The organism is Sulfitobacter sp. (assembly GCF_039977885.1).
GTDB lineage: Bacteria > Pseudomonadota > Alphaproteobacteria > Rhodobacterales > Rhodobacteraceae > Sulfitobacter.
Map to the genome: position 1 here is coordinate 545,394 of NZ_JBDWCI010000012.1, position 26,234 is coordinate 571,627.

29 protein-coding genes and 1 tRNA gene are annotated in these 26,234 nt (G+C 57.9%); 17 read left to right on the forward strand and 13 right to left on the reverse strand.

Annotated elements, in window-relative coordinates; translation table 11 throughout:
• Positions 1–117: 117 nt before the first annotated feature.
• The 6 genes from ABJM03_RS11000 (at position 118) to ABJM03_RS11025 (ending at position 5,659) form a co-directional block, all read left to right on the forward strand.
• Positions 118–1,509 (forward strand): ammonium transporter, encoded by a 1,392-nt coding sequence (locus tag ABJM03_RS11000; protein WP_348417434.1) that lies wholly within the window; start codon positions 118–120, stop codon positions 1,507–1,509.
• Between the two features lie 18 nt (positions 1,510–1,527).
• Positions 1,528–1,716 carry a hypothetical protein gene (locus ABJM03_RS11005; RefSeq protein WP_348417435.1) on the forward strand — a complete coding sequence of 63 codons (189 nt, stop codon included), beginning with the start codon at positions 1,528–1,530 and terminating at the stop codon, positions 1,714–1,716.
• Between the two features lie 142 nt (positions 1,717–1,858).
• Positions 1,859–3,007 (forward strand): aminomethyltransferase family protein, encoded by a 1,149-nt coding sequence (locus ABJM03_RS11010; RefSeq protein ID WP_348417436.1) that lies wholly within the window; start codon positions 1,859–1,861, stop codon positions 3,005–3,007.
• 11 nt (positions 3,008–3,018) lie between these two features.
• Positions 3,019–3,615 carry a dimethylamine monooxygenase subunit DmmA family protein gene (locus ABJM03_RS11015; protein ID WP_348417437.1) on the forward strand — a complete coding sequence of 199 codons (597 nt, stop codon included), beginning with the start codon at positions 3,019–3,021 and terminating at the stop codon, positions 3,613–3,615.
• Complete coding sequence (locus ABJM03_RS11020; protein WP_348417438.1) at positions 3,612–4,595, forward strand: PDR/VanB family oxidoreductase; 984 nt, start codon at positions 3,612–3,614, stop codon at positions 4,593–4,595. The genes ABJM03_RS11015 and ABJM03_RS11020 overlap by 4 nt, the downstream gene beginning before the upstream one ends.
• On the forward strand, positions 4,592–5,659 hold the full coding sequence (locus ABJM03_RS11025) for a DUF3445 domain-containing protein (RefSeq protein ID WP_348417439.1): 1,068 nt from the start codon (positions 4,592–4,594) through the stop codon (positions 5,657–5,659). Before ABJM03_RS11020 ends, ABJM03_RS11025 begins: the two co-directional genes overlap by 4 nt.
• Before the next feature lie 4 nt (positions 5,660–5,663).
• On the opposite strand, the gene ABJM03_RS11030 is transcribed toward ABJM03_RS11025, so the two are convergent.
• The 4 genes from ABJM03_RS11030 to ABJM03_RS11045 form a co-directional block, all read right to left on the reverse strand.
• Entirely contained in the window at positions 5,664–6,293 is a 630-nt protein-coding gene (locus tag ABJM03_RS11030) for an XRE family transcriptional regulator (protein WP_348417441.1), read from the reverse strand.
• Between the two features lie 225 nt (positions 6,294–6,518).
• Positions 6,519–7,058, reverse strand: a complete 540-nt coding sequence (locus ABJM03_RS11035; protein WP_348417442.1) for a hypothetical protein — start codon at positions 7,056–7,058, stop codon at positions 6,519–6,521.
• A gap of 107 nt (positions 7,059–7,165) precedes the next feature.
• A complete protein-coding gene (xth, locus tag ABJM03_RS11040; protein WP_348417443.1) occupies positions 7,166–7,975 on the reverse strand; it encodes an exodeoxyribonuclease III in 810 nt (269 codons plus the stop codon).
• Positions 7,976–8,076: 101 nt separating this feature from the next.
• Complete coding sequence (locus ABJM03_RS11045) at positions 8,077–8,400, reverse strand: iron-sulfur cluster assembly accessory protein (protein ID WP_348417444.1); 324 nt, start codon at positions 8,398–8,400, stop codon at positions 8,077–8,079.
• 95 nt (positions 8,401–8,495) lie between these two features.
• Between ABJM03_RS11045 and ABJM03_RS11050 the strand changes: the two genes are divergently transcribed.
• The 8 genes from ABJM03_RS11050 to ABJM03_RS11085 all read left to right on the forward strand — a co-directional run bounded on the left by ABJM03_RS11050 (position 8,496) and on the right by ABJM03_RS11085 (position 15,916).
• Positions 8,496–9,680 (forward strand): deoxyguanosinetriphosphate triphosphohydrolase, encoded by a 1,185-nt coding sequence (locus ABJM03_RS11050; RefSeq protein ID WP_348417446.1) that lies wholly within the window; start codon positions 8,496–8,498, stop codon positions 9,678–9,680.
• 15 nt (positions 9,681–9,695) lie between these two features.
• Positions 9,696–10,307: a hypothetical protein gene (locus ABJM03_RS11055; protein WP_348417448.1), complete on the forward strand. Its 612-nt coding sequence runs from the start codon at positions 9,696–9,698 to the stop codon at positions 10,305–10,307.
• A 59-nt stretch (positions 10,308–10,366) separates the two neighbouring features.
• Positions 10,367–12,112 (forward strand): arginine--tRNA ligase, encoded by a 1,746-nt coding sequence (gene argS / locus ABJM03_RS11060; RefSeq protein WP_348417450.1) that lies wholly within the window; start codon positions 10,367–10,369, stop codon positions 12,110–12,112.
• A gap of 76 nt (positions 12,113–12,188) precedes the next feature.
• Entirely contained in the window at positions 12,189–13,154 is a 966-nt protein-coding gene (locus ABJM03_RS11065) for an SPOR domain-containing protein (protein ID WP_348417452.1), read from the forward strand.
• A complete protein-coding gene (nagZ, locus tag ABJM03_RS11070; protein ID WP_348417454.1) occupies positions 13,151–14,158 on the forward strand; it encodes a beta-N-acetylhexosaminidase in 1,008 nt (335 codons plus the stop codon). The genes ABJM03_RS11065 and nagZ overlap by 4 nt, the downstream gene beginning before the upstream one ends.
• A complete protein-coding gene (locus tag ABJM03_RS11075) occupies positions 14,151–14,933 on the forward strand; it encodes a ScpA family protein (protein WP_348417455.1) in 783 nt (260 codons plus the stop codon). Before nagZ ends, ABJM03_RS11075 begins: the two co-directional genes overlap by 8 nt.
• Positions 14,934–14,937: 4 nt before the next feature.
• Positions 14,938–15,594, forward strand: a complete 657-nt coding sequence (scpB, locus tag ABJM03_RS11080; RefSeq protein ID WP_348417457.1) for an SMC-Scp complex subunit ScpB — start codon at positions 14,938–14,940, stop codon at positions 15,592–15,594.
• Between the two features lie 61 nt (positions 15,595–15,655).
• Positions 15,656–15,916, forward strand: coding sequence for a hypothetical protein (locus tag ABJM03_RS11085; protein ID WP_348417459.1), 261 nt, complete (start codon positions 15,656–15,658; stop codon positions 15,914–15,916).
• Between the two features lie 75 nt (positions 15,917–15,991).
• On the opposite strand, the gene ABJM03_RS11090 is transcribed toward ABJM03_RS11085, so the two are convergent.
• From ABJM03_RS11090 to ABJM03_RS11125, 8 genes are all read right to left on the reverse strand, one after another.
• Positions 15,992–17,068, reverse strand: a complete 1,077-nt coding sequence (locus ABJM03_RS11090; RefSeq protein ID WP_348417460.1) for a 2'-deoxycytidine 5'-triphosphate deaminase — start codon at positions 17,066–17,068, stop codon at positions 15,992–15,994.
• Positions 17,069–17,147: 79 nt separating this feature from the next.
• A tRNA-Pro gene (locus ABJM03_RS11095) sits at positions 17,148–17,224 on the reverse strand.
• Positions 17,225–17,292: 68 nt separating this feature from the next.
• Complete coding sequence (locus ABJM03_RS11100; RefSeq protein WP_348417462.1) at positions 17,293–18,732, reverse strand: MerR family transcriptional regulator; 1,440 nt, start codon at positions 18,730–18,732, stop codon at positions 17,293–17,295.
• 4 nt (positions 18,733–18,736) lie between these two features.
• A complete protein-coding gene (gene ihfA, locus ABJM03_RS11105; RefSeq protein ID WP_348417464.1) occupies positions 18,737–19,051 on the reverse strand; it encodes an integration host factor subunit alpha in 315 nt (104 codons plus the stop codon).
• A gap of 84 nt (positions 19,052–19,135) precedes the next feature.
• Positions 19,136–20,107 (reverse strand): beta-ketoacyl-ACP synthase III, encoded by a 972-nt coding sequence (locus ABJM03_RS11110; RefSeq protein ID WP_348417466.1) that lies wholly within the window; start codon positions 20,105–20,107, stop codon positions 19,136–19,138.
• The gene (gene plsX / locus ABJM03_RS11115; protein ID WP_348417468.1) at positions 20,104–21,180 is read right to left on the reverse strand and encodes a phosphate acyltransferase PlsX; all 1,077 of its coding nucleotides are present in this window, start codon (positions 21,178–21,180) and stop codon (positions 20,104–20,106) included. Before plsX ends, ABJM03_RS11110 begins: the two co-directional genes overlap by 4 nt.
• Before the next feature lie 39 nt (positions 21,181–21,219).
• Positions 21,220–21,426, reverse strand: coding sequence for a 50S ribosomal protein L32 (gene rpmF / locus ABJM03_RS11120; protein WP_348417470.1), 207 nt, complete (start codon positions 21,424–21,426; stop codon positions 21,220–21,222).
• Positions 21,427–21,642: 216 nt separating this feature from the next.
• Positions 21,643–22,200, reverse strand: coding sequence for a DUF177 domain-containing protein (locus tag ABJM03_RS11125; protein ID WP_348417472.1), 558 nt, complete (start codon positions 22,198–22,200; stop codon positions 21,643–21,645).
• A 91-nt stretch (positions 22,201–22,291) separates the two neighbouring features.
• On the opposite strand from ABJM03_RS11125, the gene ABJM03_RS11130 reads away from it, so the two are divergent.
• From ABJM03_RS11130 to ABJM03_RS11140, 3 genes are read left to right on the forward strand one after another with little or no spacing between them, the layout of a single operon-like run.
• Positions 22,292–22,759 (forward strand): outer membrane protein assembly factor BamE, encoded by a 468-nt coding sequence (locus tag ABJM03_RS11130; protein WP_348417473.1) that lies wholly within the window; start codon positions 22,292–22,294, stop codon positions 22,757–22,759.
• A gap of 40 nt (positions 22,760–22,799) precedes the next feature.
• Positions 22,800–23,522 carry a GNAT family N-acyltransferase gene (locus tag ABJM03_RS11135; protein WP_348417475.1) on the forward strand — a complete coding sequence of 241 codons (723 nt, stop codon included), beginning with the start codon at positions 22,800–22,802 and terminating at the stop codon, positions 23,520–23,522.
• A 35-nt stretch (positions 23,523–23,557) separates the two neighbouring features.
• Positions 23,558–25,366 carry an ATP-binding cassette domain-containing protein gene (locus ABJM03_RS11140; protein WP_348417477.1) on the forward strand — a complete coding sequence of 603 codons (1,809 nt, stop codon included), beginning with the start codon at positions 23,558–23,560 and terminating at the stop codon, positions 25,364–25,366.
• Here the strand turns inward: ABJM03_RS11140 and ABJM03_RS11145 are convergent.
• Entirely contained in the window at positions 25,363–26,184 is an 822-nt protein-coding gene (locus tag ABJM03_RS11145) for a GNAT family N-acetyltransferase (protein ID WP_348417478.1), read from the reverse strand. The genes ABJM03_RS11140 and ABJM03_RS11145 overlap by 4 nt on opposite strands.
• Between the last annotated feature and the right edge of the window lie 50 nt (positions 26,185–26,234).

Sequence of the window (26,234 nt, forward strand, 5' to 3'; positions counted from 1 at the left end):
ATTCATGGGGGGCAAAAAGTTCTTTTCACGTAAGTTAACACGTGGTTCATTTTTTGCAGTGGCCCGACATGAACAGGGCCCGTCTACAACCTACAGGGAAAACAAGGGGACAATACCGTGGAAGAACAACTTGCCGAATTGGTGGCGCAGGTCGCTGCGATAGAAACGAAAGGCAATCTGACGAACACGATGTTTGCAGAGCTATATTACTATCTGACCATCCCGCTGATGATCATTATCCACGCAGGGTTTCTTGCGTATGAAATGGGCGCATCGCGGGCCAAAAACGCGCTGTCGTCCGGTGTGAAAAACATTCTCGCCTTCGCCTTTGTCATTCCGGCGTTCTACTTCTTTGGCTGGTGGGTCTATTGGGGCTTCCCCACAGGTCTGACCCTGTCCGAAGGGGCAAACGGCATTTCCGGCGCAGCCTATGCCAATGCGATTGCATGGCCATGGGGCGAAAGCGCCGCCTACATGGGGCCAAACACCGAAGACCAGATTGATGGTGTGTTCTGGGGCGCGTTCGCTCTGTTCGCGGCAACAACTGCGTCCATCATGTCCGGCGCGGTAATCGAGCGGATCCAGACGGTCGGCTTTGTGATCTGTGCCATTGTCCTTGGCGGGTTTAGCTGGACGCTGGCGGCCGCATGGGCGTGGCATTCGGATGGCTGGTTGGTCACACAGTGGGGTGTGCATGACTTTGGCGCGGCGGGGCTTGTGCACGCGGTCGCGGCCTTCTTTGCTTTGGGTGTTCTGATCAACCTTGGTCCACGCCTTGGTAAATTCAATGAAGACGGCACGGCAAATGACCTGCCCGGTCACAACATGCCGCTGACGGCTACTGGTCTGATGATCATTATCGTTGGTTTCTGGGGCTTCTTGATGGGCTGCGTCGTTGTCGGCGGTGAAGCATGGTCGTGGGGCGGCAACTATGCCACCATTTACGGCACACCAACCAACCTTGGCGCATTGGCGTTCAACGTCCTGATGGCCATCGGCGGCGGTATCATCGGCGCATGGGTATTCACCAAAGACCCGTTCTGGATGATGTCCGGCGCTCTGGCTGGTATTATCTCGACCGCTTCCGGCATTGATTTCTACTGGCCCGGTCTGGCGTTTATCATTGCTGTTGGTGCCGGTCTGTTGCTGAAACCTGCGGCTGGTCTGTTGGAGAAATTCGGCATTGATGACGCGGTTGGCGCGGTGACTGTTCACGGTACTTGCGGCATCTACGGCATGTTGGTTCTCGGGATTACTGCGGCGGGTTATCCTGCTTTGGGTGGACCGGACGCACCAACCATCAGCCTTGTCGGGCAGTTTGTCGGTTGTGTCGTCTTTATCATTCTTGGCTTTGGTACCGGTTTCGCGACCTCCTTTGTGCTGAAGATGTTTGGCATGTTGCGCGTACCCGCTGCCGCCGAGCTGGCCGGTCTGGACACTGTGAAAGTGCCTGCGCAAGCCTACCCCGAAGGGATTTCGATCTCTGCCCCAAGTGCAACAAAAGCCTGAATTTAAGGAGTAACTACTATGGGATTTCCATTTGAAACTGCGACATGGGAAGGCGTCTCTGGCGCGATCTTTATGGGCTTGGGTGGCGCATGGCCCGGTATCTTTAGCGTGATTTCGATCGTGCTGTGTATAGCGGCCCTTGTGATCGGGCAAAAAGCCGAAGCGAAAAGCTATGCCAAATACAAGCGATACGGCAAGTCCAAGTAAGGCGCTGAATTATGATGCATGGGGGCCTGCTTTGCGGGCCCTTTTTGCTTTGGAGGAAATTTTATTAACTCTCAGTCTTGACCTGTCAGGCCAGTCTAAGGCTGACTGGATTTAACGAAATTAAACTTCGACTGGAAAAGACATGGCGATTATTTGGAGAACATCCGCACTGGCACACCGGCACGCAGGGATCGGCGGGGAGCTGGAAGATTGGAACGGGATGGGCACCGCGTGGTTCTATGACGACACGCCAGAACGCGCAAAAGCCGATTATGAGGCGATCCGCACCAAGGCAGGGTTGATGGATGTGTCCGGCCTTAAGAAGGTGCATGTTGTGGGGGCTGATGCGGCCTATGTGATCGACCGTGTCACCACCCGTAATGTCGAGAAAATCGCGCCGGGGCGCTCGACCTATGCGTCTATCCTGAACGCGGATGGTAAGTTCGTCGACGACTGCATCATCTACCACCTCGCGGTGAATTCATGGCTGGTTGTGCACGGCACAGGCACGGGTATGGAACAGCTTGCCAGCGTTGCGGCGGGCAAAAGTTGTGAAATCCTGTTTGACGATGATCTGCATGACATGTCGCTGCAGGGTCCCGTTTCGGTTGACCTGCTGGCGCAAGAAATCCCCGGCATCCGCGATCTGGCCTATTTCGGCATTATGCAAACGCGCCTTTACGGTCGTGACGTGATGATCAGCCGCACGGGCTATACCGGCGAGCGGGGGTATGAGATTTTCTGCCGCGCCAAGGATGCCACCCATCTGTGGGATAGCATTCTGGAGGCGGGCAAGGATATGGGCGTGCGCCCTGTGCAATTCTCCACCCTCGATATGCTGCGCATTGAAAGCTACCTGCTGTTTTATCCGGGCGACAACTCGGAAACCTTCCCCTTTGCGGATGAGCCATGCGGCGACACCCTGTGGGAGCTGGGCCTCGATTTCACCGTATCACCGGGCAAGACGGGCTTTATCGGCGCGGAAAACCACTATGCCATGGAAGGCAAAGAGCGGTTCAAGATTTACGGCGTAAAGCTGTCTGACAGTATGGAGCAGATGGAAATGAACGCGCGCGTGCTGCGCGATGGCACAGATATTGGCGTGATCACCTATGGGCTGTCCTCCGAGCTGAACGGCTATTCCGTGGCCATTGCGCGGATTGCCCCTGATGCGGCTGTGCCGGGTACAAAGCTGGTCGTGGTACAACCTGACGGCACCGAACTGGCAGCGACAGCCGAAGAAATGCCGTTTTATGACAAGGATAAAACCATCCGCACGGCGAAAGGCTGAGGAGGGGCGTTATGGCAAAGTTTGCGTTTCCACCCAGCATCTCAAGCCGCCCCGTCTGGGGCGTGCTGACCCCGCGTGCAGGCGCGGCGCATCTGTTCATTGCGGATGCGCAAGGTGCCGAGGCGATCGTGGATATGGCCACGCCTGAGCTGATGGCGCAGTCTCACATCATCTTTATCAGCCGTGGTGCGGATTACAGCGAACAGCTGCGCGCGCTGGCACCTGCGCAATTCTATGAGGGGCCAAGCTATGGCGCTGCGCTGCCACGGATCAAGCGGGTTCTGAGCGATGCAAAGATGGGGCTTCAGGTCTATCTGTCCGGCACAGAAAGCCTGATGGGGCAGGCGATGAACGAGGCCACTTCGGCGGGTGTGCCGCTGGACGCGATCCAGACAGAGCATCGCGGCTCCACCGCGCGGCGGATGCAATGCGTGCACTGCAAAGGCTTCACCGAGGATGTCGAGATAGACCCGTTCCAGTGCAGTCATTGCGGCTTGAACCTGTTTGTGCGCGATCATTATTCGCGCCGTTTGGCCGCCTATCAGGCGGTTTGCGTAGATGCAGAAGACCCCGGAAACGTCCCCACACCCAAGGGGATCTACGAATGAGCGCGCCGCAAAAAGCCAAAGCAGGCCCCGCCCAGATTGACGTGATTGTCAGCGCCGTTGTGCCCGTGACCGATCTGGTCACACGGTTCGAATTCACCCGCGCCGATGGCGGCGCCTTTCCTCCGTTTTCGGGCGGCGCGCATACGGTTGTCAGCATGCAAGACGGCGACGTGACCCGCCTGAACCCCTATTCGCTGATGTCAGACCCTGCCGATCTGTCGACCTATGCCATTTCCGTGCGCCGTGATGATGAGGGGCGCGGCGGATCATTATTCATGCACACACAGGTGCGGCCGGGCGATGCGATGACCATCGCCTATCCCGTCAATCTGTTCAGCCTTGATTTACGCGCCAAAAAGCATCTGTTTTTTGCGGGCGGCATCGGGATCACACCATTTATGGCAATGATTGCCCAGCTTGAGCAGACCGGCGGCCGCTGGGAGTTGCATTGTACCAGCCGTGATGCGCTATCAGCTGCTTACGGCGATATGCTCAAGGGGAAACACCCTGCTAAAGTGCATCTGTATGACGGCAGCGCGGGCGCGCGCGTGGCGCTTGGCGATGTGTTGGCGGGTCAACCCCTTGGCACCCACGCCTATACCTGCGGGCCAGAGCGGCTGATCGACGGGGTGCGCGATGCGGCCTTGGGGCTGGGGTGGGCGGATACGCATCTACACGCCGAAGAATTCCTTGCACCAGAGCCGGGTGCGCCGTTTGAGGTGCGTCTGTGCAAATCCGACAAAACCATCACCGTGGGGGCCGATGAAAGCCTGCTCGAAGCATTGGAGCGTGAAGGCGTTGATGCACCGTTTCTTTGCCGCGCCGGTTCATGCGGCCAGTGTGAGACCCCTGTGGTTGCCGCCGATGGCGCGTTTGTCCATCGCGACCACTGGCTCGAGGATGATGACCGTGCCAGCGGCAAAAAGATCATGCCCTGTGTCAGCCGCTTTGTCGGCGAAATGTTGGAGATTGACCGATGAGCATCCAGTTCAACAATGAGACGTTCCGCGATGATTACTCATTCCACAACTCGGAATGGGCGATCAAACGCTTTCCGTTCCCGTTTCATGAAGACAGCTATATGTACTCCATGAACGCCGAGCAGCACCGCGGCGGGCCCGAAGGCTCGGTCTATGAAAAACGCTTTGACGTGGATGAGCATTATGTGTCCGAGATGCGTGACCGCGCGCAGGTACTGGCGGATGATCCGCTGCGCTGCCAGTCTTTGCCGCATATGACGCTGGCGGGGTGGGACCTGCTGGAGCTGATCATGGTCTCGAAATCCGAAGACTATCCCGACCTGTTCGAATTGCACCGCGATGGCAATACATGGCGCTGGATCAACAAGCCGCTTGGAATTGATGATACATTTACGTTCCTTGATGAAGATACACTGCCGTACGGCCCCATGGAATACATCACCCGCCAATCCCAAGGGGATTTCGCGATTTTGGATCAGCGCGAAAACAACCTGTGGATGGATGCAGGGATGATCACGACGCAGGCGGATTGGTCGCTTGATTTTGACATCGGTATGAACTTTTTCGAATGGCACGCGCCCGTGCCGATGGCCCATGAGCTGGGTATTTTCAAACGCGCGTTGAAATATTTGCTCAACATCCCGCAGGGCTCTCCGGGGCGACGGTTGAACTGGACAATGACGGTGAACCCGCTGCTGGATACCTCGCCCGAGAACTACCATAAATGGGGCATCCAAAAGACCGAACTGACGCCGGAAAATATCGGATCAAAGCAACATCTGCGGGTTGAACTGCAAACATTTTACCGCTTGCCGCGCTCGAATGCGCTGGCCTTTCCGATCCGTTGTTACCTGTGCAGTTTTCAGGACCTGATGACCATGCCGAAATGGGGCCGCCGCTTGCACCGCGTCGTGCGCGATCTGCCCGATGAATTGGCCACCTATAAGGGGTTTATCGACAACCGGCCGATGATGCTGGACTATCTGTCGCAATTTGACGACGGGTTGCCCACAAGTCCGGGCATCTTTCCCGAACCGGAGACAGAGCCACCGTTGCAGACCTGAGCTGTCAGGCCTTTTGCGGGTAGCTGATAATCGACAAATACCGCGCGGGCAGGGAGACCAATACCTCGGGCCCGTGCGGCGCATCCGCGTCGAAAAATAGCGTATCACCAGGTTTGAGCGGATAGACAGCATCGCCGTGGCGGTAATCCACTTCGCCCTCTAACATGTAAATCGTCTCGATCCCGCCATGTTGGAAGGTCGGGAAGATGTCGGATTCCTCGTTTAGAGTAATCAAATAGGGCTCGACGATCACGCCGCTAGAGTTCGATCCGATATGACCCAACAGATTGTATTGGTGATTGGCGCGGGTGCCTTCGCGCTCGAGCTCGACGCCTTCGCCGGCTTTTGTATGCACGGCCGAGCGTCCTTCCTCAAACCCGCGAAAGAAGGATGTGATCGGCACCGCCAGTGCATTTGCCAGCGATTGCAGCGTGGTCAGTGAGGGCGAAGTATTGCCGTTCTCGATTTTGGACAACATTCCGATTGAGAGGCCCGTCGAGACCGATAGATCCGCCACGGTGATGTCCTGTTTGCGCCGGTGCGCGCGTACTTCGCGGCCAATCGCAACCTCCAGAACTTTTTCGCGCCCTTCGCGGATACGGTGCGGATCTTGGGACAAAGGGGCAGCGGCCATGGCAGGGGACCTTATTTTAGGAAATCCCCACATTTCTAAGCTATTCGCAGGGCCGGTCAAGCCTTGTCGCTTGGCGCAGGGGGATGGGTGAGGCGCAATTTGTGCGGATTGATCGCGGCGTCCAAGACGCCAAAGGCGGCTTTATACCTGTCTGCGTGGAACTCTCGGAAGGGCAGACAAAAAAATAGCGCCGACAAGCGGCGCTATTTTCTGACTTTGGGTTGATTAGCCCTTGTTCAGATTGGACTTATCAAGGTTCAGAATGACGTTATCGGCGAAAGCATCCAGCATGGCCTGATAATACACACGGCTGCCTGTAGACAGGTCTGTTACGACTTTGCCATCGGGGAAATAAGCCTGTGCTTGTTCCGCATGGACGGTCAGCGTGTAATATTCGTTGTCGTCTGGGCCGGGGTTGCGCAGGACAACATCACCTTTGAGATATGCTTTTTCATCACCGACGGCCTGTTCAAAGCTGCTGGCCAGCGAGACTTCGTCGATATCAATCACGATGTCCGAACCCTCTGTGTCGGCACGGCCTTGCAGGCGGTCAACCAGTTTGGCCGTCAGGTCGTCGTCAATGTTGGCCCATACTTTTGCCGCTTCAGCGTTCTCGACTGCGTCCAGCTCTGTGGTCACTTCGATCTTGTCGACGGTGGGCAGAGCGGTGGCAGACGCCGATGTGGTCAGGCTATCGGCAAAGGATGCGGTGCCCATCAGGGTCAGGGCTACGGCGGCGGTTGTGTTCACTACAAAGTTAGTCATCGTTATACTCCAGTTTATTTCCCCATCGTCGCGGGGTGCTGGTTATACAACGAGGCGCAGCCGTTAACGTTCCAAGAAAACTTCCGGAAATGTTGCGAGAGGAGCGGTCACAGGTCCAGTTCAATCCAGACAGGCACGTGATCACTGGGCTTGTCACGACCGCGGGTGTCCTTGTCTATCTGGCAATCGCGCAGCAGGTCGGCTGTATAGGGGCAAAGCAGAAAATGGTCGATGCGGATGCCGTTGTTGCGGTTCCATGCGCCCGCTTGATAGTCCCAGAAACTATAGTGCCCGGGGCCTTGGTGGCGGGCGCGGAAGGCCTCGGTCAGGCCAAGGTTCAGCAAGTTGCGCCATTTGGCGTGGCTCTCGGGGCGGTAAGCAGCATCGCCAACCCAGCTTTCCGGTTTGGCGGCGTCTTCGGGTTGGGGAATAATGTTATAATCGCCGGCCATCAGAAATGGCGTTTCTTCGGCCAGCAGCTCTTGGGCGCGGGCGTGAAGCCGGTCCATCCAACCCAGCTTATAGGCGTATTTGCCCCCCGCAACGGGCGTGCCGTCTTCTTCCAACTCAACAGGGTTGCCATTGGGGAGATACAAACCGCACAGCCGCACGGAGTGGTTTTCACCGACGACTGTCGCCTCGATATAGCGGGCCTGTTCGTCGCTGTCGTCACCGGGTAGGCCACAGGTGACGTCCTCTAGGGGCAGTTTGGACAGGATGCCCACGCCATTGAATGACTTCTGCCCGTGGACCTCGACGTTATAACCACGGTCCTCGAAAATCTCTCGGGGGAAAGCCTCATCCACGGATTTGATCTCTTGCATAAGAACCACATCGGGTTGCGCCTCATCCAGCCAGTCGGGCAGGGCGTTGATGCGGGCCTTGATACCGTTGATGTTGAATGTGGCGATCTTCATGGGGCAAGGCTCCTTATGCGTGGATAGCGCAAGCTATCGCGCAAATGCGCACAAGGGGCAAGCAGGCTGGTCGAGCGTAGTTGGACCCGCGGTGGCGGTTGCTACATTGAAAACGACGTGCCGCAGCCGCAGGAGGATGTGGCGTTGGGGTTTTCGATCACAAACCGCGCGCCGATCAACTCTTGGCTGAAATCAATCACGGCATTTGCCAGAAACGGCAGGGAGACAGAATCAACCACAACGGTCTCACCCGCGCCTTGCAGTTTGAGGTCGTCATCTTTGGGTTCATCCAGCGCGATCTCGTATTGGAAGCCGGAACAGCCGCCACCCTCAACAGCGATGCGCAGCGCTTTGCCGTCAGTGGCAGCGCCAATTTCAGCGAGTCGTTCAAAGGCGCGGTCGGTCACTTTTGGGGGCAGGTTCATGTCGGTCACTCCGCAGTGTTTCCATTGGGTCACGCTCGTAATATAGAAAGCCCATAAGCGCGGTACAAGCACCGACGCAACAGGAGACCCGGTTCATGCGTGCATCTTTCGCCTCAGACCCCGACCGTGCCCGTGGCAGGCGCATATCGGAGGAGGAAAGCAGCTTCCGCTCCTGCTTCCAACGGGATCGTGACCGGATCATCCATGCCAGCGCTTTCCGGCGGCTCAAGCATAAGACCCAAGTGTTCGTGGAGCATGAGGGCGATTACTACCGCACACGCCTGACCCATAGTATCGAGGTCGCTCAGGTCGCGCGCACGATCGCAGGGGCGCTTTATCTCAACGACGAGCTGACCGAGGCCGTCGCGCTGGCCCATGATCTGGGTCATCCGCCCTTTGGCCACACTGGCGAGGATGCGCTGCATGCGCTGATGGCGCCCTATGGCGGGTTTGATCATAACGCGCAGGCGATCAAGATTGTGACAGCGCTGGAATGTCACTATGCCGAGTTCGACGGGCTGAACCTTACGTGGGAGACGCTAGAAGGTATCGCCAAACATAACGGCCCCGTCATTGCCGCGCCTTTAAGTGACGCGCCTGCAGCGTTGCCCCATGCTTTGGCTGACTACAACGCGCTGCATGATCTTGAATTGCACACCCACGCCAGCGCCGAGGCGCAGGTTGCCGCGCTGTCGGATGATATCGCCTATAATAACCATGATTTGCACGACGGGCTGCGGGCAGGGCTGTTCAGCGAAGAAGAGATTGCCGCGCTGCCACTGGTCGGCACCGCCTTTGCCGAAGTCGATGCGTTGTACCCCGAACTCGACCCTTATCGCCGCCGCCACGAGGCCTTGCGGCGGGTGTTTGGCATGATGGTCGCTGATGTGATTGACACATCGCGCCATCAATTGGTGCTGTGCGAAGCGCACTCTGTCGAGGATATTCGCAGGCTTGGCAGGCCGGTGATCCGCTTTTCAGACGGTATGTGGCGCGATCTGGGTGAAATAAGGCGGTTTTTGTTTACGCGGATGTATCGCGCGCCCTCGGTGATGAAAATCCGCGCAGAGGTCAGTAGCGTGGTCGAGGGGTTGTTTGCCCTGTTTGTGGATCAGCCCGAATTGATGCCGGAAGATTGGGCGAAACATATTGCCGTGGCGGGCAATGATCGTACAATGTTGGCGCGCACCGTGGCCGATTATATCGCCGGCATGACAGACCGCTTTGCGCTGCATGAACATAGCCGTCTGATCGGGGGCACCCCCCGCGCGGGCGCCTGAGGGAAGGGGACCTTTATGTTGGACAGACAGATGGAACAGGCCGAAAGACCAAAGGCCAAAGGTATTTTACACGGCAAGCGGATCATCGTTCTTGGGGCTTGTTGCGGTTTTGGACGCAGCATGGCGCGCGCCATGATGGGCTGCGGTGCGCAGGTTGTGGTTGCCGACGCTGCCGGTGAGGGCCTTGACCGGATCGGAAAAGCCGTAGCTCTGGCCCTCAAAGGAGAGCCGGAAGACGCATTGCGCCGCGTGGGCCGCGCATGGGGAGAGGCGCGGCTGGATGCGGTCGTCAACCTGATGCCGCTGCGCCAACCGGGCAGGATAGATTTGAATGTGGCCGTCTTACAGGCCGCAGTGCAGGCATTTATGCCCGCGCTGACGGCGAGTGAGGGGCAGATCGTGACCGTGGCGCGCCGCCCTGAACAGGCGTTGGAGGTTCAGGCAGGGGCGATGGTGCCCGCGTTGCTGTCTACGCAGGGGGCGTTTGTTGATGCCCTGCGGCGTGACGGGCTTGCGCTTAACCTTGTGAATATGGGCACCCGAGCCGATGCTGCGGCGCGTCCGGCAGTGATCGGCTTGCTGGCGCGGTCAATGGGACCGCTCAATGGGACAGAATTGCGGCTGTGATTGACGCGGGGCGTCTAAATGGTACATGAAGGCAAACCATGACCCCCGAAAGCAGTGACATGAATCTTTTTGCCGATATCCGTTCCCTTGTTATTAGCGCGCTTGACGCCATGGTCGCTGCTGGCGACCTACCTGCCGGTCTGAGCACAGATAACGTCACCGCCGAGCCGCCGCGTGATGCGGCCCATGGCGACATGGCAACCAATGCCGCGATGGTGCTGGCAAAGCCTGCGGGCATGAAACCACGTGATATTGCGGATAAATTGGCACTACGCCTGACCGAAGATTCGCGGATCGCCGCCGCTGAAGTAGCCGGACCAGGGTTCCTGAACCTGCGGCTGGTGCCCGCGGTGTGGCAGAACCTTGCCGCAGACGTTCTGGCAAGCGGTACGGATTATGGCCGTGCAACCATTGGCACAGGCAAAACCGTGAATGTCGAATATGTATCGGCAAACCCTACGGGCCCGCTGCACGTGGGTCATACGCGTGGTGCGGTGTTTGGTGACGCGCTGGCATCATTGCTGGCGTTTGCCGGTTGGGATGTGACCCGCGAATATGTGATTAACGACGGCGGTGGCCAGATCGGGATGTTGGCGCGGTCGGTCTATCTGCGGTATCTTGAGGCTCACGGCCGCGAAGTGGCCTTTCCTGACGGGACCTATCCGGGCGATTACCTTATTCCGGTTGGGCAAAAGCTCAAAGAAACGGTGGGTGAGCAATATATCGACCAGCCCGAAAGCGTCTGGCTGGGCCCGATTGGTGATTTTTCAACCGATGCAATGATGGAGCTGATCCGCGGAGATCTGGCGTTGCTTGGTGTTGAAATGGACCGGTTCTTTTCTGAAAAGTCGCTGTATAACACCGGCAAGATCGAAGCATGCCTTGATAAGCTCGATAAGATGGGCCTGATCTATGTGGGCACATTGGAGCCCCCCAAAGGCAAGCTGCCCGACGATTATGAGGCGCGCGAACAAACGCTGTTCAAATCCACCGAATTCGGGGACGATCAGGACCGTGCGATCAAAAAGCATGATGGCGCATGGACCTACTTCGCGCCTGATATTGCCTACCACTATGACAAGGTCGAACGCGGTTATGACCAGTTGATCAACGTCTTTGGTGCGGATCACGGCGGTTATGTCAAACGGATGAAAGCGGCCGTGCACGCGCTGTCCGATGGTAAAGTGCCATTGGACATCAAGCTGACCCAGCTGGTGAAATTGTTCAAGAACGGCGAAGAGTTCAAGATGTCCAAACGGGCAGGCAACTTTGTCTTGCTGAGCGACTTGATCCGGGAGGTCGGCAAAGACGTAACGCGTTTTGTCATGCTGACCCGTAAGAATGATGCGCCGCTTGATTTCGATTTCGGCAAGGTGATGGAGCAGTCGCGCGAGAACCCTGTATTCTATGTGCAATATGCCCACGCCCGTGTGGCCAGTGTGCTGCGCAAGGCGAGTGCTGCGGGGATTGATGTGAGCGATGAGGCGCTGAAATCTGCCGATTTGACAAAGCTCGACCATGCGGCCGAGCTGGCGCTGCTGCGTAAAGTTGCAGAATGGCCGCGCCTTGTTGAAACGGCCGCGCGCAGCAATGAACCCCATAGGATTGCCTTTTATCTATATGAAATCGCAGGGGATTTGCACGGTTTCTGGAATTTGGGGAATGCCGAAACAGGCCTTCGTTTCATTCAGGAGGACGATCCTGCAACATCACAGGCGAAAATTGCCCTTGCCCGTGCCGTCGCGATTGTAATCGCGGCAGGCTTGGGTATCTTGGGCGTGACCCCTGCGGAAGAGATGCGTTAAGCATCGCGCCGCAGGGCAGCAGGCAAACGACGACCAGACCCAAGCGGCAATGTATCGCGCGGGCAGAGAGGCAAAGATGGCAGATTACAACCAATCCCCCTATGGGGGCGTGGCCCCCCATGTGCAATCCGAGTACGCTGTGGCTCCGTCCAACCCCTTGAGTAAGGCGACAAATATAGCAGGTGCCGCCATTTCGCTGGCGCTTGTGGTAGGTGTCGGTGTCTGGGGATATAAGCTTTTGGTTCGCGACGTGAGCGGCATCCCCGTCGTGCGCGCCGCCGCAGGTGAGATGCGTGTGCGTCCCGAAGAGCCCGGCGGCCAATTGGCGCAGCATCAGGGCCTTTCGGTGAACAACGTCGCCGAAGTCGGCGCAGCAGAAGCCCACGCTGATCAATTGAAGCTCGCGCCGAAACCCATTGAACTTGCTGAAGAAGACGAGCCTATCCTTATTCCTCAAGATGTTGCCGCGACGCCGGAGACACCCGCACCATCGCCCGAGCAGGTCTATGAGGCTGCGGTGGTACAAGACGTCGCGAAAGCCTTCGAGGACGGTTCGGTAGAAGATCTTGTCGCGCAATTGACCAACGGTGTCGCGCCGCTTGAGCCGCTTGAGGGGGAAACAATCCCTGTAAAAGCCTCGATTTCCGGTGCCGAACTTGGCGGGGCGGGCATACGTGTTTCGCTACGTCCGACCCTGCGCCCCAGCCGTGCGGCGCGCCCGACACAGGTTGCAGCAACTGCTCCGGCGGCCTCATCCGGCCCGAAAGAAATTCCCGCAAGCAGCTTGCCGGTCGGCACGCGGCTGGTTCAGCTGGGGGCGTTCGACTCTCCTGAAATCGCCCGCGCCCAATGGGGGCAGTTGAGTGCGCGGTTTGCGCCTTTCATGGAAGGTAAAGACCGTGTCGTGATGGAAGCCAAATCAGGCGGCCGTACGTTCTATCGCCTGCGCGCGCATGGTTTTGATGATATCGGCGAAGCCCGCCGGTTCTGCTCGGCTCTGCTGGCCGAAAGCGTCGACTGCATCCCTGTGGTGACACGGTGAATAGTTTTGGTGCCACGATCCTTGATGCCGAAGGCCACCGCCTGACGGCAGATGAAAAGGCGCTGTTCCGCGACAGCAAGCCTTTTGGCTTTATCCTGTTTGCCCGTAATATCGATACGCCCGATCAGGTACGCGCCCTATGCGATGATTTCCGCGAGGCTGCAGGCCATGATGCACCGATCACGACTGATCAGGAAGGCGGCCGTGTACAGCGCCTGCGTGCGCCCACATGGCGCGAATGGCAACCTCCGCTGGATTTTGTAAAGGCCGCGGGTGCGAAGGCAGCCGAAGCGATGTATATCCGCTTTCGTCTGATTGCCCATGAGCTTTACGCACTCGGAATCGACAGCAATTGCGCACCCATGGTAGACGTGCCCGGCGTGGATACGCATGAGTTCCTGTACAATCGCTGTTACGGGTTGGATGCAGCATCGGTTGCGATGATGGGGCAGGCGGCTAATGACGGGATGCTGGCGGGCGGTGTGCTGCCGGTGATCAAACATATCCCCGGTCATGGCCGTGCCACTGCAGACAGCCATTTCGAATTGCCCCGGGTGACGGCACCCCATGCCGATCTTGAACGGGTGGATTTTGCGCCCTTTAAAGCCCTGCGCGACACGCCCATGGGGATGACTGCCCACGTGGTGTACGAAGCCATCGATACGGCACCGGCCACGCTTTCCACGCGTATGATGCAGGTTATTCGGGATGATATCGGTTTCGACAATCTAATCATGACCGATGATATTTCCATGAAGGCGCTCAGCGGTTCGTTGAGCGATCTCAGCCGTGAAGCAATCGCTGCGGGCTGTGATGTAATTCTCCATTGTAACGGCACGCTGGCCGAGCGGGCTGAGGTCGCACAGGCCGCAGGCGAGATGGGCGAAGCCGCGCTACGCCGCGCGCAGCGTGCACTTAGCTATCGCCAAAAGCCCGACGATATTGATATTACCGCCCTCGAAGCGCAGCTAGAGGCGCTTTTGGGCGAGGGCGTGCATGGCTGAAAACACCGCTGAAGAAGATGCCGTATCGGTCGCCGAACGGGTGGCTGCCGAGGCATTGATTGTCGACGTCGAGGGGTTTGAAGGGCCGCTTGACCTGTTGCTGACGCTTAGCCGTACCCAGAAGGTCGATTTGCGTGCTATTTCGGTACTCCAGCTGGCGCGCCAGTATCTTACCTTTGTTGACAAGGCCAAAGCGCTGCGGCTTGAACTTGCGGCTGATTATCTGGTGATGGCGGCATGGCTCGCCTTCTTGAAATCACGTCTGCTTTTGCCCCCCGATCCCGCAGATGAGGGACCCAGCGGCGAGGAGCTTGCCGCCCATCTTGCCTTCCAGCTCGAGCGGCTCGCGGCGATGCGCGATGTGGCAGCCCGTCTTATGGCACGAAACCAGCTGGGGCGGGATTTCTTCGCCCGTGGCGAGGTGCAGATAGTCGAACGCGTGCGCCACGTCACATATACTGCCACATTGCTGGATTTGATGCAGGGCTATGCCCGTACCCGCACCCGGGACGAATTCCGCCCCTTTGTCATGGACCGCGAAAACGTCTTTACCATGGAGGAAGCCTTGGACCGGATGCGCGGTTTGATTGGCTTTGCCGGCGATTGGGGCGATCTGACAAGCTACCTGCCCGAGGGCTGGGAGGTCGATCCGGTGCGACGCCGCTCGGCCACCGCTGCGACTTTTGCGGCCTCATTGGAATTGGTCAAAGAAGGCCACCTCGAGATCCGCCAATCCGATATTTTCGCACCGATCCAGTTGCGCAAGAAAGATTGATAGAATGACCGAACACACTGAAGAAAAAGAAGAAAGCCTTTTCGCGGCACTTCCTATGGCCGAACAAGAGCGGATGATCGAAGCCGTGCTTTTTGCCAGCGCGGAACCTGTGACGATCAAAGAACTCCAGGCCCGTATGCCCCATGGCTCGGATCCCGCCGAAGCAATGGTATACCTGCGCCGTCGCTACCAAGGACGCGGCGTACAGGTGATGAAAATCGGCGATGCCTATGCGATGCGAACTGCGGCCGATCTGGGGTATCTGATGCAGAAGGAAACGGTTGAAGTGCGCAAGCTCAGCCGCGCGGCAATCGAAACCCTTGCCATCATTGCCTACCAACAGCCGGTCACCCGTGCCGAAATCGAAGAAATCCGTGGCGTTTCCGTGAGCCGCGGCACGGTAGATCAATTACTGGAACTCGAATGGATCCGTTTCGGGCGCCGCAAGATGACCCCGGGACGCCCTGTGACTTTTGTGGTCACAGAAACGTTCCTCGACCATTTCGGTCTCGAGAATGCCCGCGACCTCCCGGGCCTCAAAGAGCTCCGCTCAGCCGGGTTGCTGGAAAACCGTCCGCCCATGGGCCTGATGCCACAGGTCGGCGATGGAGAGGACGAACCAGAGGCTACAGAAGGCCAAAGCGAACTTTTCGAAGATTAACCCCAATATCGCCGCAATTCACGCTATGTTAGCAATCAAAGGCCAGTCAAAGGAACGCGAGATGAACCAGATTATCAACATGGTGATGCGTATCGTGATGCGTAAAATGCTCAACAAAGGCATTGATGCCGGCTTCAACAAAGCGGCCAGCATAGGACGCAACCGTAAACCACAGCCGCAGCTCGACGACTACGGTAATCAGCCTGACGGCCCGACCCAGCAAGAAGTACGCGCAGCGCGGCGCGCAAAAAGGCAAAACAAACAGGGTGCTGCACAGGCCAAGCAGGCCATGAAAGTCGCCCGTCGCGTGGGCAAGCTCTGACCCTATTTTCTCTAGCCCGAAATACTCCGGGGGGATGGGCCATATGGCCCATGGGGGCAGCGCCCCCTTTGGTGCCTAGGGCGCTTTGAAATGCTTGGACAGTTTCAATCCCTGTCCCTGATAATTTGACGCAATACCCGCGCCATACAGTTGCGAAGGTGCTTCGGCCATACGTTCATACACCAGACGTCCGACAACTTGCCCATGCTCCAATACAAATGGTGCCTCATGACACCGCACTTCCAGCACCCCGCGTGATCCCGCACCACCTGCTGTGTCATGGCCGAAACCGGGATCAAAGAAGCCGGCGTAATGCACGCGAAATTCCCCGACCATAGCAAGGTAAGGAGCCATTTCGGCGGCATAGTTGGGCGGGATGGTCACTGCTTCGCGGCTGACAAGAATGTAGAACGCTCCGGGGTCGAGGATAATCTGACCATTATCGCTGTGCACTTCTTCCCAATAGTCCGCAGGGGCATATTCGCCAATGCGGTCCAGATCGATCACACCGGTATGGGGTTTGGCGCGGTAACCCACCAGCGTGGTATCCTTCAGGCGCAGATCAACAGAAAAACCCAAACCCTCGTCGATCACGGCAGTACCGTCCACCAAGGGTATCTCGGTGTGCAGGGCGCGCAGGGCATCGTCATCCAATACGGCATTGCCGGTGCCAAAACGGATCTGATTCAGTCGCATGCCCGGACGCACCAGCACCGAGAAAGAACGAGGGCATATCTCTGCATAAAGCGGGCCATGATATCCCGCAGCAATGCGGTCAAATTCCGCGCCACCATCGGTGATGGTACGGGTAAGAAGGTCCAGCCGCCCGGTCGAGCTTTTTGCATTGGCGACCGCACTCACAGTTTGGGGCAGGGCGAGCTGCTCCATCAATGGCACCACGTAAACCGCGCCCTTTTCCAGAACGGCACCTTGGCTCAGGTCAATGCGGTGCATTTCGAATTCCTGCAAGCGGTCGGAAACCTTTGCACCATGCCCTGCCAGAAAGGACGCGCGCACGCGGTAGGCCACTGTGCCCAACCGAAGGTCCAGGCTGGCGGGTTGGATTTGTGCCGCGTCTACGGCTGGCGTTGCGGTAATCGCACCATCACGGATCATCGCTTCAAGCTGTTGGTTGGGAATTACACCGGGCATGGGCGGTCCTTTTGATACGTGGTCCTCAGATGCACAAAACGCCCGCACCCGAGGGGATGCGAGCGTTTTGAGTATGTCGTGGTCGGGCTAGCAGGACTCGAACCTGCGACCTTCCGTCCCCCAGACGGACGCGCTACCAGGCTGCGCCATAGCCCGACATGGCGCTGTTCATACCTTATAAACGCAGGCGCGCAAGAGGCAATTTCATGCATTTGCTCGATGGTTCAGAAATTTGCTTGGCCGCCACCGCGCTGCGCAGCCATTCGGTCGCGCAAAGCGGACAATTGCGCCAGCAGTGGTTTCATTTTTTCTGCGGTTTCAGCATCCAGAGCGGTTACACGATGTGCATGGGTGAGGGTGGCCACGTCTGCGGGGATATCGGTTTCCGAGGCAACAAAGGGCATACCGATATCGCGTGGCTTTGGCTTTGCCGCCGCTTCTTCGAGCGCTTGGGGGCTCTCTTGTGCCTCTTCCTCGATGGCAGGCGACGGTTCTGCGGTCTGCTGCGCTGTCTCCTCTGACGCGTCATCAGATTCAGGCTCTTGCAGCGGTTCTGGCCGCTCTGGCGCTTTTTCCGCGTCTGACGGTGTTTCATTTTGCTGAGGAAGCTCATCCGCGAACATGTCCAGCGTCGAATTTTCTTCGACAGGTTTTGTTGCGGCCTCGGTTTCGATCTGTGGCGATTCCTCTGATGCGGAGGTTTCGACAGGGGCCTCGTCATCGGGCTCCGGTTGGGCCTCGATCGCGTCCTGTTGTGTCTTCGTGGCGTTGTCTTCCTCTGCGGCATCTGCAGTGGGCTGCACATCGGGCACGTCTGAAACTGGTTCCTCTGAAGGGGCGTCTTCCAGAGAGGTTTCGGTTGCCGCTGCGATCTCGGGTGCGGCGGCCGTAGGCGCTTCGGGCTGCGGGCTGTCTACTGCTGCGGTCTCCGGCTCGGCTGCAGGCTCGTCCTTGGATGAGACATCTGCTTGAGGCGTTGGTTCCTGAGGGGACGCGGTACTGTCCTGTGCCGTGGGCAGAGGATCGTCGTGGTCGGATAGGGAAGCAGCTGTTTCTGTTGCCTCTGGGGCCGTATCCGCAGGGGGGGCTTCGGGCTCGGGCGCTGCCATATCCTGTGGAACAGGATCGGCAATCGCACCGGAGTCTTCCTCCGGCTGGGTTTCATCTTGGATTGCAGGTTCTTCGGGATCTGACGAAGAAGCGGCAATTGTTGGCTGCTCTTCCGGTTGCAGAGCTTCCTGCACCGTCGCATCCTCGGCTTGGGTGGCAGACGCATCCTCTGCGGGGTCTTTCGGGGCCTCGAAGGGCAGAACAACAGCTTCTGGCTGGGGCTCGGGTTGCGGGGCAGGCGTTGGCCGTGTCTCAATCGTCGCCTCGCCATCTGCATCGTCAAGCGGGCCGGAAAGTGCGGCCACGTGGCTCATGCCTTCTTCGCGCAGGATTTTTTGCACGCCTTTGATCGTTAGGCCGTCATCGTGCAGCAGACGTTTGATGCCGCCCAGCAATTGCATATCAACGGGGCGGTAATACCTACGCCCACCGGCCCGTTTGATCGGTTTAACTTGTGTAAACTTGCTTTCCCAAAACCGCAGGACATGCGCCTGAATACCAAGCCAGTCAGCAACTTCCGAGATGGTGCGAAAAGCGTCAGGGGATTTGGGCATCAGATCAGGACTTGTTCCCGTCTGCGACGCGGTCTTTCATCAAATGAGAGGGACGGAAGGTCAACACGCGGCGTGGGTTGATTGGAACCTCTTCGCCGGTTTTCGGGTTACGACCAACGCGGGCAGATTTATCGCGGATCGAGAACGTCCCGAAAGACGAAATCTTGACCTGTTCGCCCCGCACCAGCGCGTCAGACATTTCTTCGAGAACCGTTTCGACCAATTGGGCGCTCTCATTACGGGAAAGCCCGACTTCACGAAAAACGGCTTCGCTCAAATCCATGCGTGTCAGTGTGTTATTGGTCATCTTGGCCCTCATTAGTTTAGGGAAACTTTGGCTAGCTTGGGCTTGCAAGTCAATACAGCACTGCAATATTCCCATGTCGCGGCGATAGAGTGGCGGCTACCAGCGCAGTACAACCGCGCCCCAGGCCAAACCACCGCCGATGGCTTCGGTTACCAGCAGATCACCCTGTTTTATCTGACCACGCGCGACGCCGACCGATAGCGCCAGTGGAATCGATGCAGCTGAGGTGTTTCCGTGATCCTGCACGGTGACAACGACCTTATCCATCGACAGGCCCAGTTTTTTTGCCGTGCCTTGAATGATCCGGATATTTGCTTGATGCGGAACAATCCAATCGACATCCGCGCTTTCGACCTTGGCAGCGGTCATGGCGGCAGTGGCGCTTGAGCTAAGTTTTTCAACCGCGTGGCGAAAGACCTGATTTCCTTGCATCCTGAGGTAGCCAGACGTGCCCGTAGAGACACCTCCATCAACGTAAAGCAGATCGCGGTAGGTGCCATCAGAGTTAAGGTCCGTTGACAGGATCCCCCGGTCGGCACTTGTCCCTTCGCCGTCTTGCGCTTCTAACAACAAAGCCCCGGCACCGTCACCGAACAACACGCAAGTGCTGCGGTCGGTCCAATCAAGGATTTTGCTAAAAGTCTCGGCACCGATAACAAGAACACGCTTGGCTTGACCGGATAGGATCAGCGCATTGGCGTTGCTCAGCGCAAAGATGAAACCGGCGCAAACAGCTTGAATATCAAAGGCAAATCCGGATTTCATGCCAAGCTGGGCCTGAACCATTGTTGCTGCAGAGGGGAATGTAAGATCGGCGGTCGAAGTGGCCACGATCAGCGCATCCACATCATTGGCAGTCAGCTGTGCCATATCCAATGCGGCCTGTGCGGCTGCTGTGGCCATGCTGGATGTTGTTTCGTTTTCGGCTGCAAAATGGCGCCGTTCAATGCCTGACCGTGTGCGAATCCACTCGTCGTTTGTATCAAGCGTTGCCTCGAATTCGGCATTCTCGACTACTCGGCTGGGAAGGTAGTGACCCACCCCTTTTACGACGGCGCGCAGTGTCATTGGGCGGGAGGCTCCTGCGAGGCTAGGGTGGTTGCAACACGCGCCGCCAGCTTATCGTTAAAGCCGTTTTTGGACAGTTGCGCGGCCAGTTTGATTGCGGCCGAAATTCCTCTGGCATCGGCACCGCCATGGGATTTTACAACCGTCCCGTTCAGCCCGAGGAAAACGCCACCATTCACACGGCTTGGATCAACCATTTTGCGCAGGCGCAACAATGACCCATAGGCCAACAAGGCAGCAAGTCGTGAGAAGATCGAGTGCTTGAAGGCTTCGCGCAGGCGGCTGCCGATCATACTGGCAGTACCTTCGCCGGTCTTGATCGCGACATTGCCGGTAAAACCGTCTGTGACGATGACATCCGCACGGTTGCCCGAAATATCACCACCTTCAACAAAGCCGACGAATTCGAAATTCGAATCCTGACTGCGGTCGCGAATCAGATCATAGGCTTCTTTAAGCTCGACGCGGCCTTTGTGTTCCTCAACCCCGACATTGAGCAGCCCGACACGAGGCCGCGCAATATCCATGCCGTTGCGCGCATAAGAACTGCCCATCATGGCAAACCGCAGCAGATCATCGGCATCGGCGCGAATATCTGCACCAACGTCTAGCAAGACGTTGAAACGCTGGGGGTTGGAGGAGGGGTAGAGCACCGCAATAGCAGGTCTGTTCACGCCGGGCAGCTTGCGCAGCCGGATCGTGGACATGGCCATCAACGCGCCTGTGTTCCCGCAAGAAACGGCAACAGCGGCCTCGCCGGTGCGCACGGAATCAATAGCGGACCACATAGAGGTGTCTTTGCCCGAACGGACGACAAGGCTGGGCTTGTCGTCCATACTTACCACACCCTCCACATCGCGAATTTGAGTGCGAATCTCAAGCTCGGGGTGCTTTGACACAAGCGGCCGCAGCTCGGCCTCGCGGCCGTGCAGGATAAACGAAATATCGCGGTTTGCCTTTGCCGAAATGAGACAACCGGCAACCACGGCTGCCGGCCCTTCATCTCCCCCCATCGCATCGACCGAGATGAGGGTGCGGGCAGTCGCTGATGTCTGATCGGTCGGGGCCGTCATCGCGTGCGAATGCCTTTAGTTGTTGTAGGTTAGATCAGCTTACGCCGCGTCGTCTTCGAGATCAATCTCGTCGACCTGTGCAATCACTTCTTTGTCGGCATAGTGGCCGCAAGAAGGGCAAACGTGGTGGGGGCGCTTAAGCTCACCACAGTTGGTGCATTCGTTCGGGTTCGCTGCAGTCAGCGAATCGTGCGCACGACGGTTGTTGCGGCGTGATTTGGAGACTTTATTCTGTTGGACAGCCATGACTGGTGCCTTTGTATTCGGGGCCAGTGCCTGCACGTCGGGTGCCGGTGGCCGGGGTTTCGGGTCAATCCCATGAAGGGCGTGGGGTGCGTTTAGGCAAGTGCCGGTCGCTTGTCCAACGCTAATTCGGGGTTTCGTCGCAAAATACTGCGAAATTGCGTTACTGCAAGCCGGTTTTTGCCAGTCGGGCCTGCAATAAAGGGGGATTAGCGAGGATTATTCTTTATCTTTATCCTCAAGTTCGGCTTTGAGTGCGGCCAAACCGGCAAAGGGGCGGGCCTGTTCGTCGGTCATCGGGGTTTTACCCGGTTCGGTGACGCGCAGGGTTGTGGGTTCGGGGCTGTCATCGCAGCGGGGGTAGGCCGGCAGTGCAAGTGCCAGCTCTTCTTCCATGATTGCCTCAAGGTCGATCCAGACGCCCAATGGTTCGGCGTTCTCGTCCTCGGGCATCTCTACCTCGGCTTCATCCACGTCCTGATAGTCCCTCAAAAAGACGCGCAGCACATTGGCCTCAATACGAGTTGTGACCGGTTCAAGCGTGACGACACATGATTGCACGACAGTCGCGCCCAGTTTGCCCTTTAGCTGCCAATCCGCGGTGCCAAGCGGGCGCACAGTGCCTTCAAAACGTAGCTTGCGCAGCCCAACCAGACCTAAGGCATCGACCAGCGCCGCGAACTCGGCCGCGTCTGGAATGAGCGAAAACGCTGTCGGCGTTGACTGGGACAGGGCTGCAACACGCAAGGCGGTCGCATTAGGAGGAGTAGGTGACATGCGCATCTGCTTTCGTTTCTTGAACCATGGGAGGTATTTGGTGTAAGCGGGATAAAAGCCGGACTAGTTAAGGGCAAGGGGCAGTCGTACCATGGGTATCTCAAACACTAAAGGCGCGATGCGCCATGTGCTGCTTGCAACGGGATTTGCTGTCGCACTGGGGGCTTGCACACCCCAATTCAAGAATCATGGCTATATCCCGCCCGCCGAAGATCTTGAGCAGATCACAATCGGTGTAGACACCCGCGAAACTGTAGCCGAAAGCATTGGCGCGCCCTCTACGGCTGGTGTGGCGAATGATAGCGGATTTTACTATGTGCGCAGCCGTCGTCGCACGCTTGGGGCTTTTGCGCCCAAAGAAATCGAACGGACGGTTCTGGCCATCAGCTTTAGTTCGGAAGGCGTTGTCACCAATATCGAAAGCTTTGGGTTGGAACGGGGGCAGGTTGTGCCATTGACCCGCCGTGTGACCACAGCGGGCGTCAGGGATAAGAGCATCCTGCGTCAGTTGTTGAGCGGTATCGGCCGGTTCAACCCCGCATCGGTCATTGGTAGCTGATTGTCTGGCAGTGTCGCGCAATGGGCGTGACGTTGCGCAGATGACTCCCCTGAAAAAAGGAAAATACTCTGCCCGTTTGGTGGGCGGGGATATGGATATGCAGGCGGTTCTGGCGCTGCGTATGCAATGCTTTGGGATAGCAGGCGGGGCCGAAGATCGCTTTGATACGACCGCGCAACAGGTTGTCGTTTGTGATGGTACAACAGATCAGATCGTTGCCGCCTTTCGAATGTCGGTATTAGAACCCTCGCAGCTTTCGAACTCCTATGCCTCGCAATATTACGATATCCGCGCGCTTGAAAATTTCGGAGGGCTGTTGCTGGAGCTGGGGCGTTTTTGCGTCCATCCCGAATATTACGACCCCGATATTTTGCGGCTCGCATGGGCGGCGCTGACCGCGCATGTGGACCAGACGGGGGTAAAGCTGCTGTTTGGCTGCGCCTCGTTCCAGGGAACGGACCCGGCACCCTATCAGGATGCCTTTGCTCTGCTCAAGGCGCGGCATCTGGCACCTGCGCAATGGCGGGCACAGCAAAAGGCCGTCGAGGTCTATCCCTATGCTATGACTTTGCAATCCGCACCCGATCTGGCGCGCGCGACAGCTGCTATGCCGCCGTTGTTGCGGACCTATCTGATGATGGGCGGCTGGGTGAGCGATCATGCGGTCATTGATCGCGATCTGGGCACACTGCATGTGTTCACCGCCGTCGAGATCGACGCGATTCCGCCGGCGCGTAAAAGGCTGCTCCGCGCACTTGTCTGATTGACGTGACGGGCTGTCCGCAGTAGGCGACAGGTATGGCACGCGCACCCCTTCTCCAGCTCTCCGAAATCGCCCTCACATTTGGCGGCGATCCTGTATTTGATGACTTGTCGCTGGTGATTCAGCCGCATGACCGTCTGGCCCTTGTGGGCCGCAACGGTTCGGGCAAGTCGACCCTGATGAAAGTCATGGCCGGGTCGATAGAGGCCGATAGCGGCGTCATCACCGCAGGCCCCGGCGTCAGCGTCGGTTATATGGAGCAAGACCCCGATCTGACGGGTTTCGAGACCTTGGGCGAATTTGCGTCGCATGGGTTGGAACCCGGTGAGCTTTATAAGGTCGAGCGGGCAGGCGAGGGGCTCAAATTCGACCCTGACCGACCTGTGGCCACAGCATCGGGCGGAGAACGGCGGCGCGCGGCATTGGCGCGCTTGATGGCGCTGGAGCCCGAGCTGATGTTGTTGGACGAACCTACCAACCACCTTGATATCGAAGCGATTGCTTGGCTCGAGAATGAGCTGAAATCGACCCGTGCGGCCTATCTGATTATCTCCCACGACCGCGCGTTCTTGAATGCGCTGACCCGTGCCACCCTGTGGATTGACCGTGGTGCTGTGCGCCGTCAGGAAATCGGCTTTCAGGGATTTGAGGCATGGCGTGATCAAGTCTGGGAAGAAGAGGACATGCAGCGCCACAAGCTGAACCGCAAGATCAAGTCAGAAGCGCGGTGGGCGGTTGAAGGCATTTCTGCGCGGCGCAAGCGCAACCAGGGCCGCGTGCGCGCCCTGCAAGAGCTGCGGGCCGAACGCAGCAGCCAGATCAAACGCCAAGGCACTGCTGCGATGGCGTTGGAGGCTGGACCGAAATCCGGCCGCAAGGTCATGGAAGCAATCAACATCTCCAAAGGTTTTGGCGATAAGGTTATCCTGCGCGACTTTTCCCTGACGGTGAACCGCGGTGACAGAATCGCACTGGTGGGGCCAAACGGTGTGGGTAAAACCACGCTGCTGAACATGCTGATCGGCAAAGAACAGCCCGACAGTGGTGAGGTCAAGCTTGGCACGAATCTGGCGCTGGCGTTGTTCGATCAGGCGCGCGCGCAGTTGGACGGCGATATGACCCTATGGGACAGCCTGACAGGCGATCCTGAAATGCGGGTGAGTGGCAAGGCCGACCAGATTTTGGTGCGGGGCAACCCCAAACACGTTGTCGGCTACCTCAAAGAATTCCTGTTTGACGAGGCACAGGCCCGCGCCCCCGTGCGCAGCCTGTCTGGCGGGGAACGCGCGCGTCTATTGCTGGCCAAACTCATGGCACGCGAAAGCAACCTGCTGGTGCTCGATGAACCGACAAACGATCTGGATGTCGAAACTCTTGATCTGATGCAGGAACTGCTGGGCAGCTATGACGGCACGGTTATTCTGGTTAGCCACGACCGTGACTTCCTTGACCGCGTTGCAGCCACGACCATCGCCATGGAAGGCGACGGCAAAGCCACGGTCTATGCTGGCGGCTGGAGCGATTATATTGCACAGCGCGGGATGGAAGATTTCTCTGAGAGCGTTGTAAAGGCCAAAGGCTCTACACCCAAAGCCCAAGCGAAAACGCAGAAAAGCGAAGGCCTGAGCTTTACCGAAAAACACAGGCTTGAGGCGCTGCCCGCCGAGATCGAGCGTTTGGGCGCAGAGATTGCCAAGCTCGAAGAGCTGTTGGGCGATCCGGCCTTGTTCACTGAACAACCTGCAAAGTTCCAGAAAGCCAGCGATGCGCTGGTGCAGCGCCATGAAAAGCTGGCCGAGGCCGAAGAAGAATGGCTGATGCTGGAAGAAAAAGCCGGTAGCTAGGCACGGCGTCGTGCCAGCGGCGTCCATCTGATCCATGTGCCGCCTGTGGGCTGCGCAATCGCACCAGCGCGGCGTTTGAAGCGGTCAATTTCTGGCGTTGTTTCTGGCCCAAGGTCCAACCGCGTGATGCCGCGTGCCGCCAGCACGTTCATCGCCTCCCACATCAGCAGGTTATGCGCACGCTCAGTGCGTCCCGCATCGGTGTTGTATGCTATATGATAGGTCGCGCGGTCCCCATGGGTTAAAAACAACATATAGGCCACAGGATGCCCCCGCAGGAGCGCGGTGAACAGATGCGTTTTCTCAGGCGCTGCGCGGGCAAAGGCGGCGGATAGTGCTGTGGGCCATGTGGCATAGCGGTGCTTGCGCGCATGGGTGGCCGCAAGGGTGAGCAGCGGATGCAGCGGCTCAAGCGGGCGGTGCAGCACGCGCAGCGGGCCGTTTTCGGCCTGTTTGAGCTGGTGACGCCAGTTTTGATGCAGCCGTGCGCGGCGTTCGGATTTGGGGCTGCTCAAATCAACATCAAACAAGCTGCGCGGTGCCATCAGGCGTAGGCTTTGGGAAATTTTACAAGGGTGTTCTGGCGATAGGATCAAAGGCAGGCGGTGCAGCCCAGCCTGTGAAAGCTGCACGTCCAGATCGGCGGGGGGCTTTGCCCGCGGTAGCATCAGCAACGGCGCACCGGCAATGCGGCGGCGCAACAGCACAAGGCCCGAGGGCAAGGTCACAGGGGTTTGACCACAAAGACGCAATGCCGCGGCAAAGCTGTGGTCTTGCATCAAGGCGTGTGATTTGGACGAGGGGCTGGCATCAAACATATGCTCAGCATCGCCTTGGCTTGGTTAAGGGCGGCTTAATGCCGCCCCAA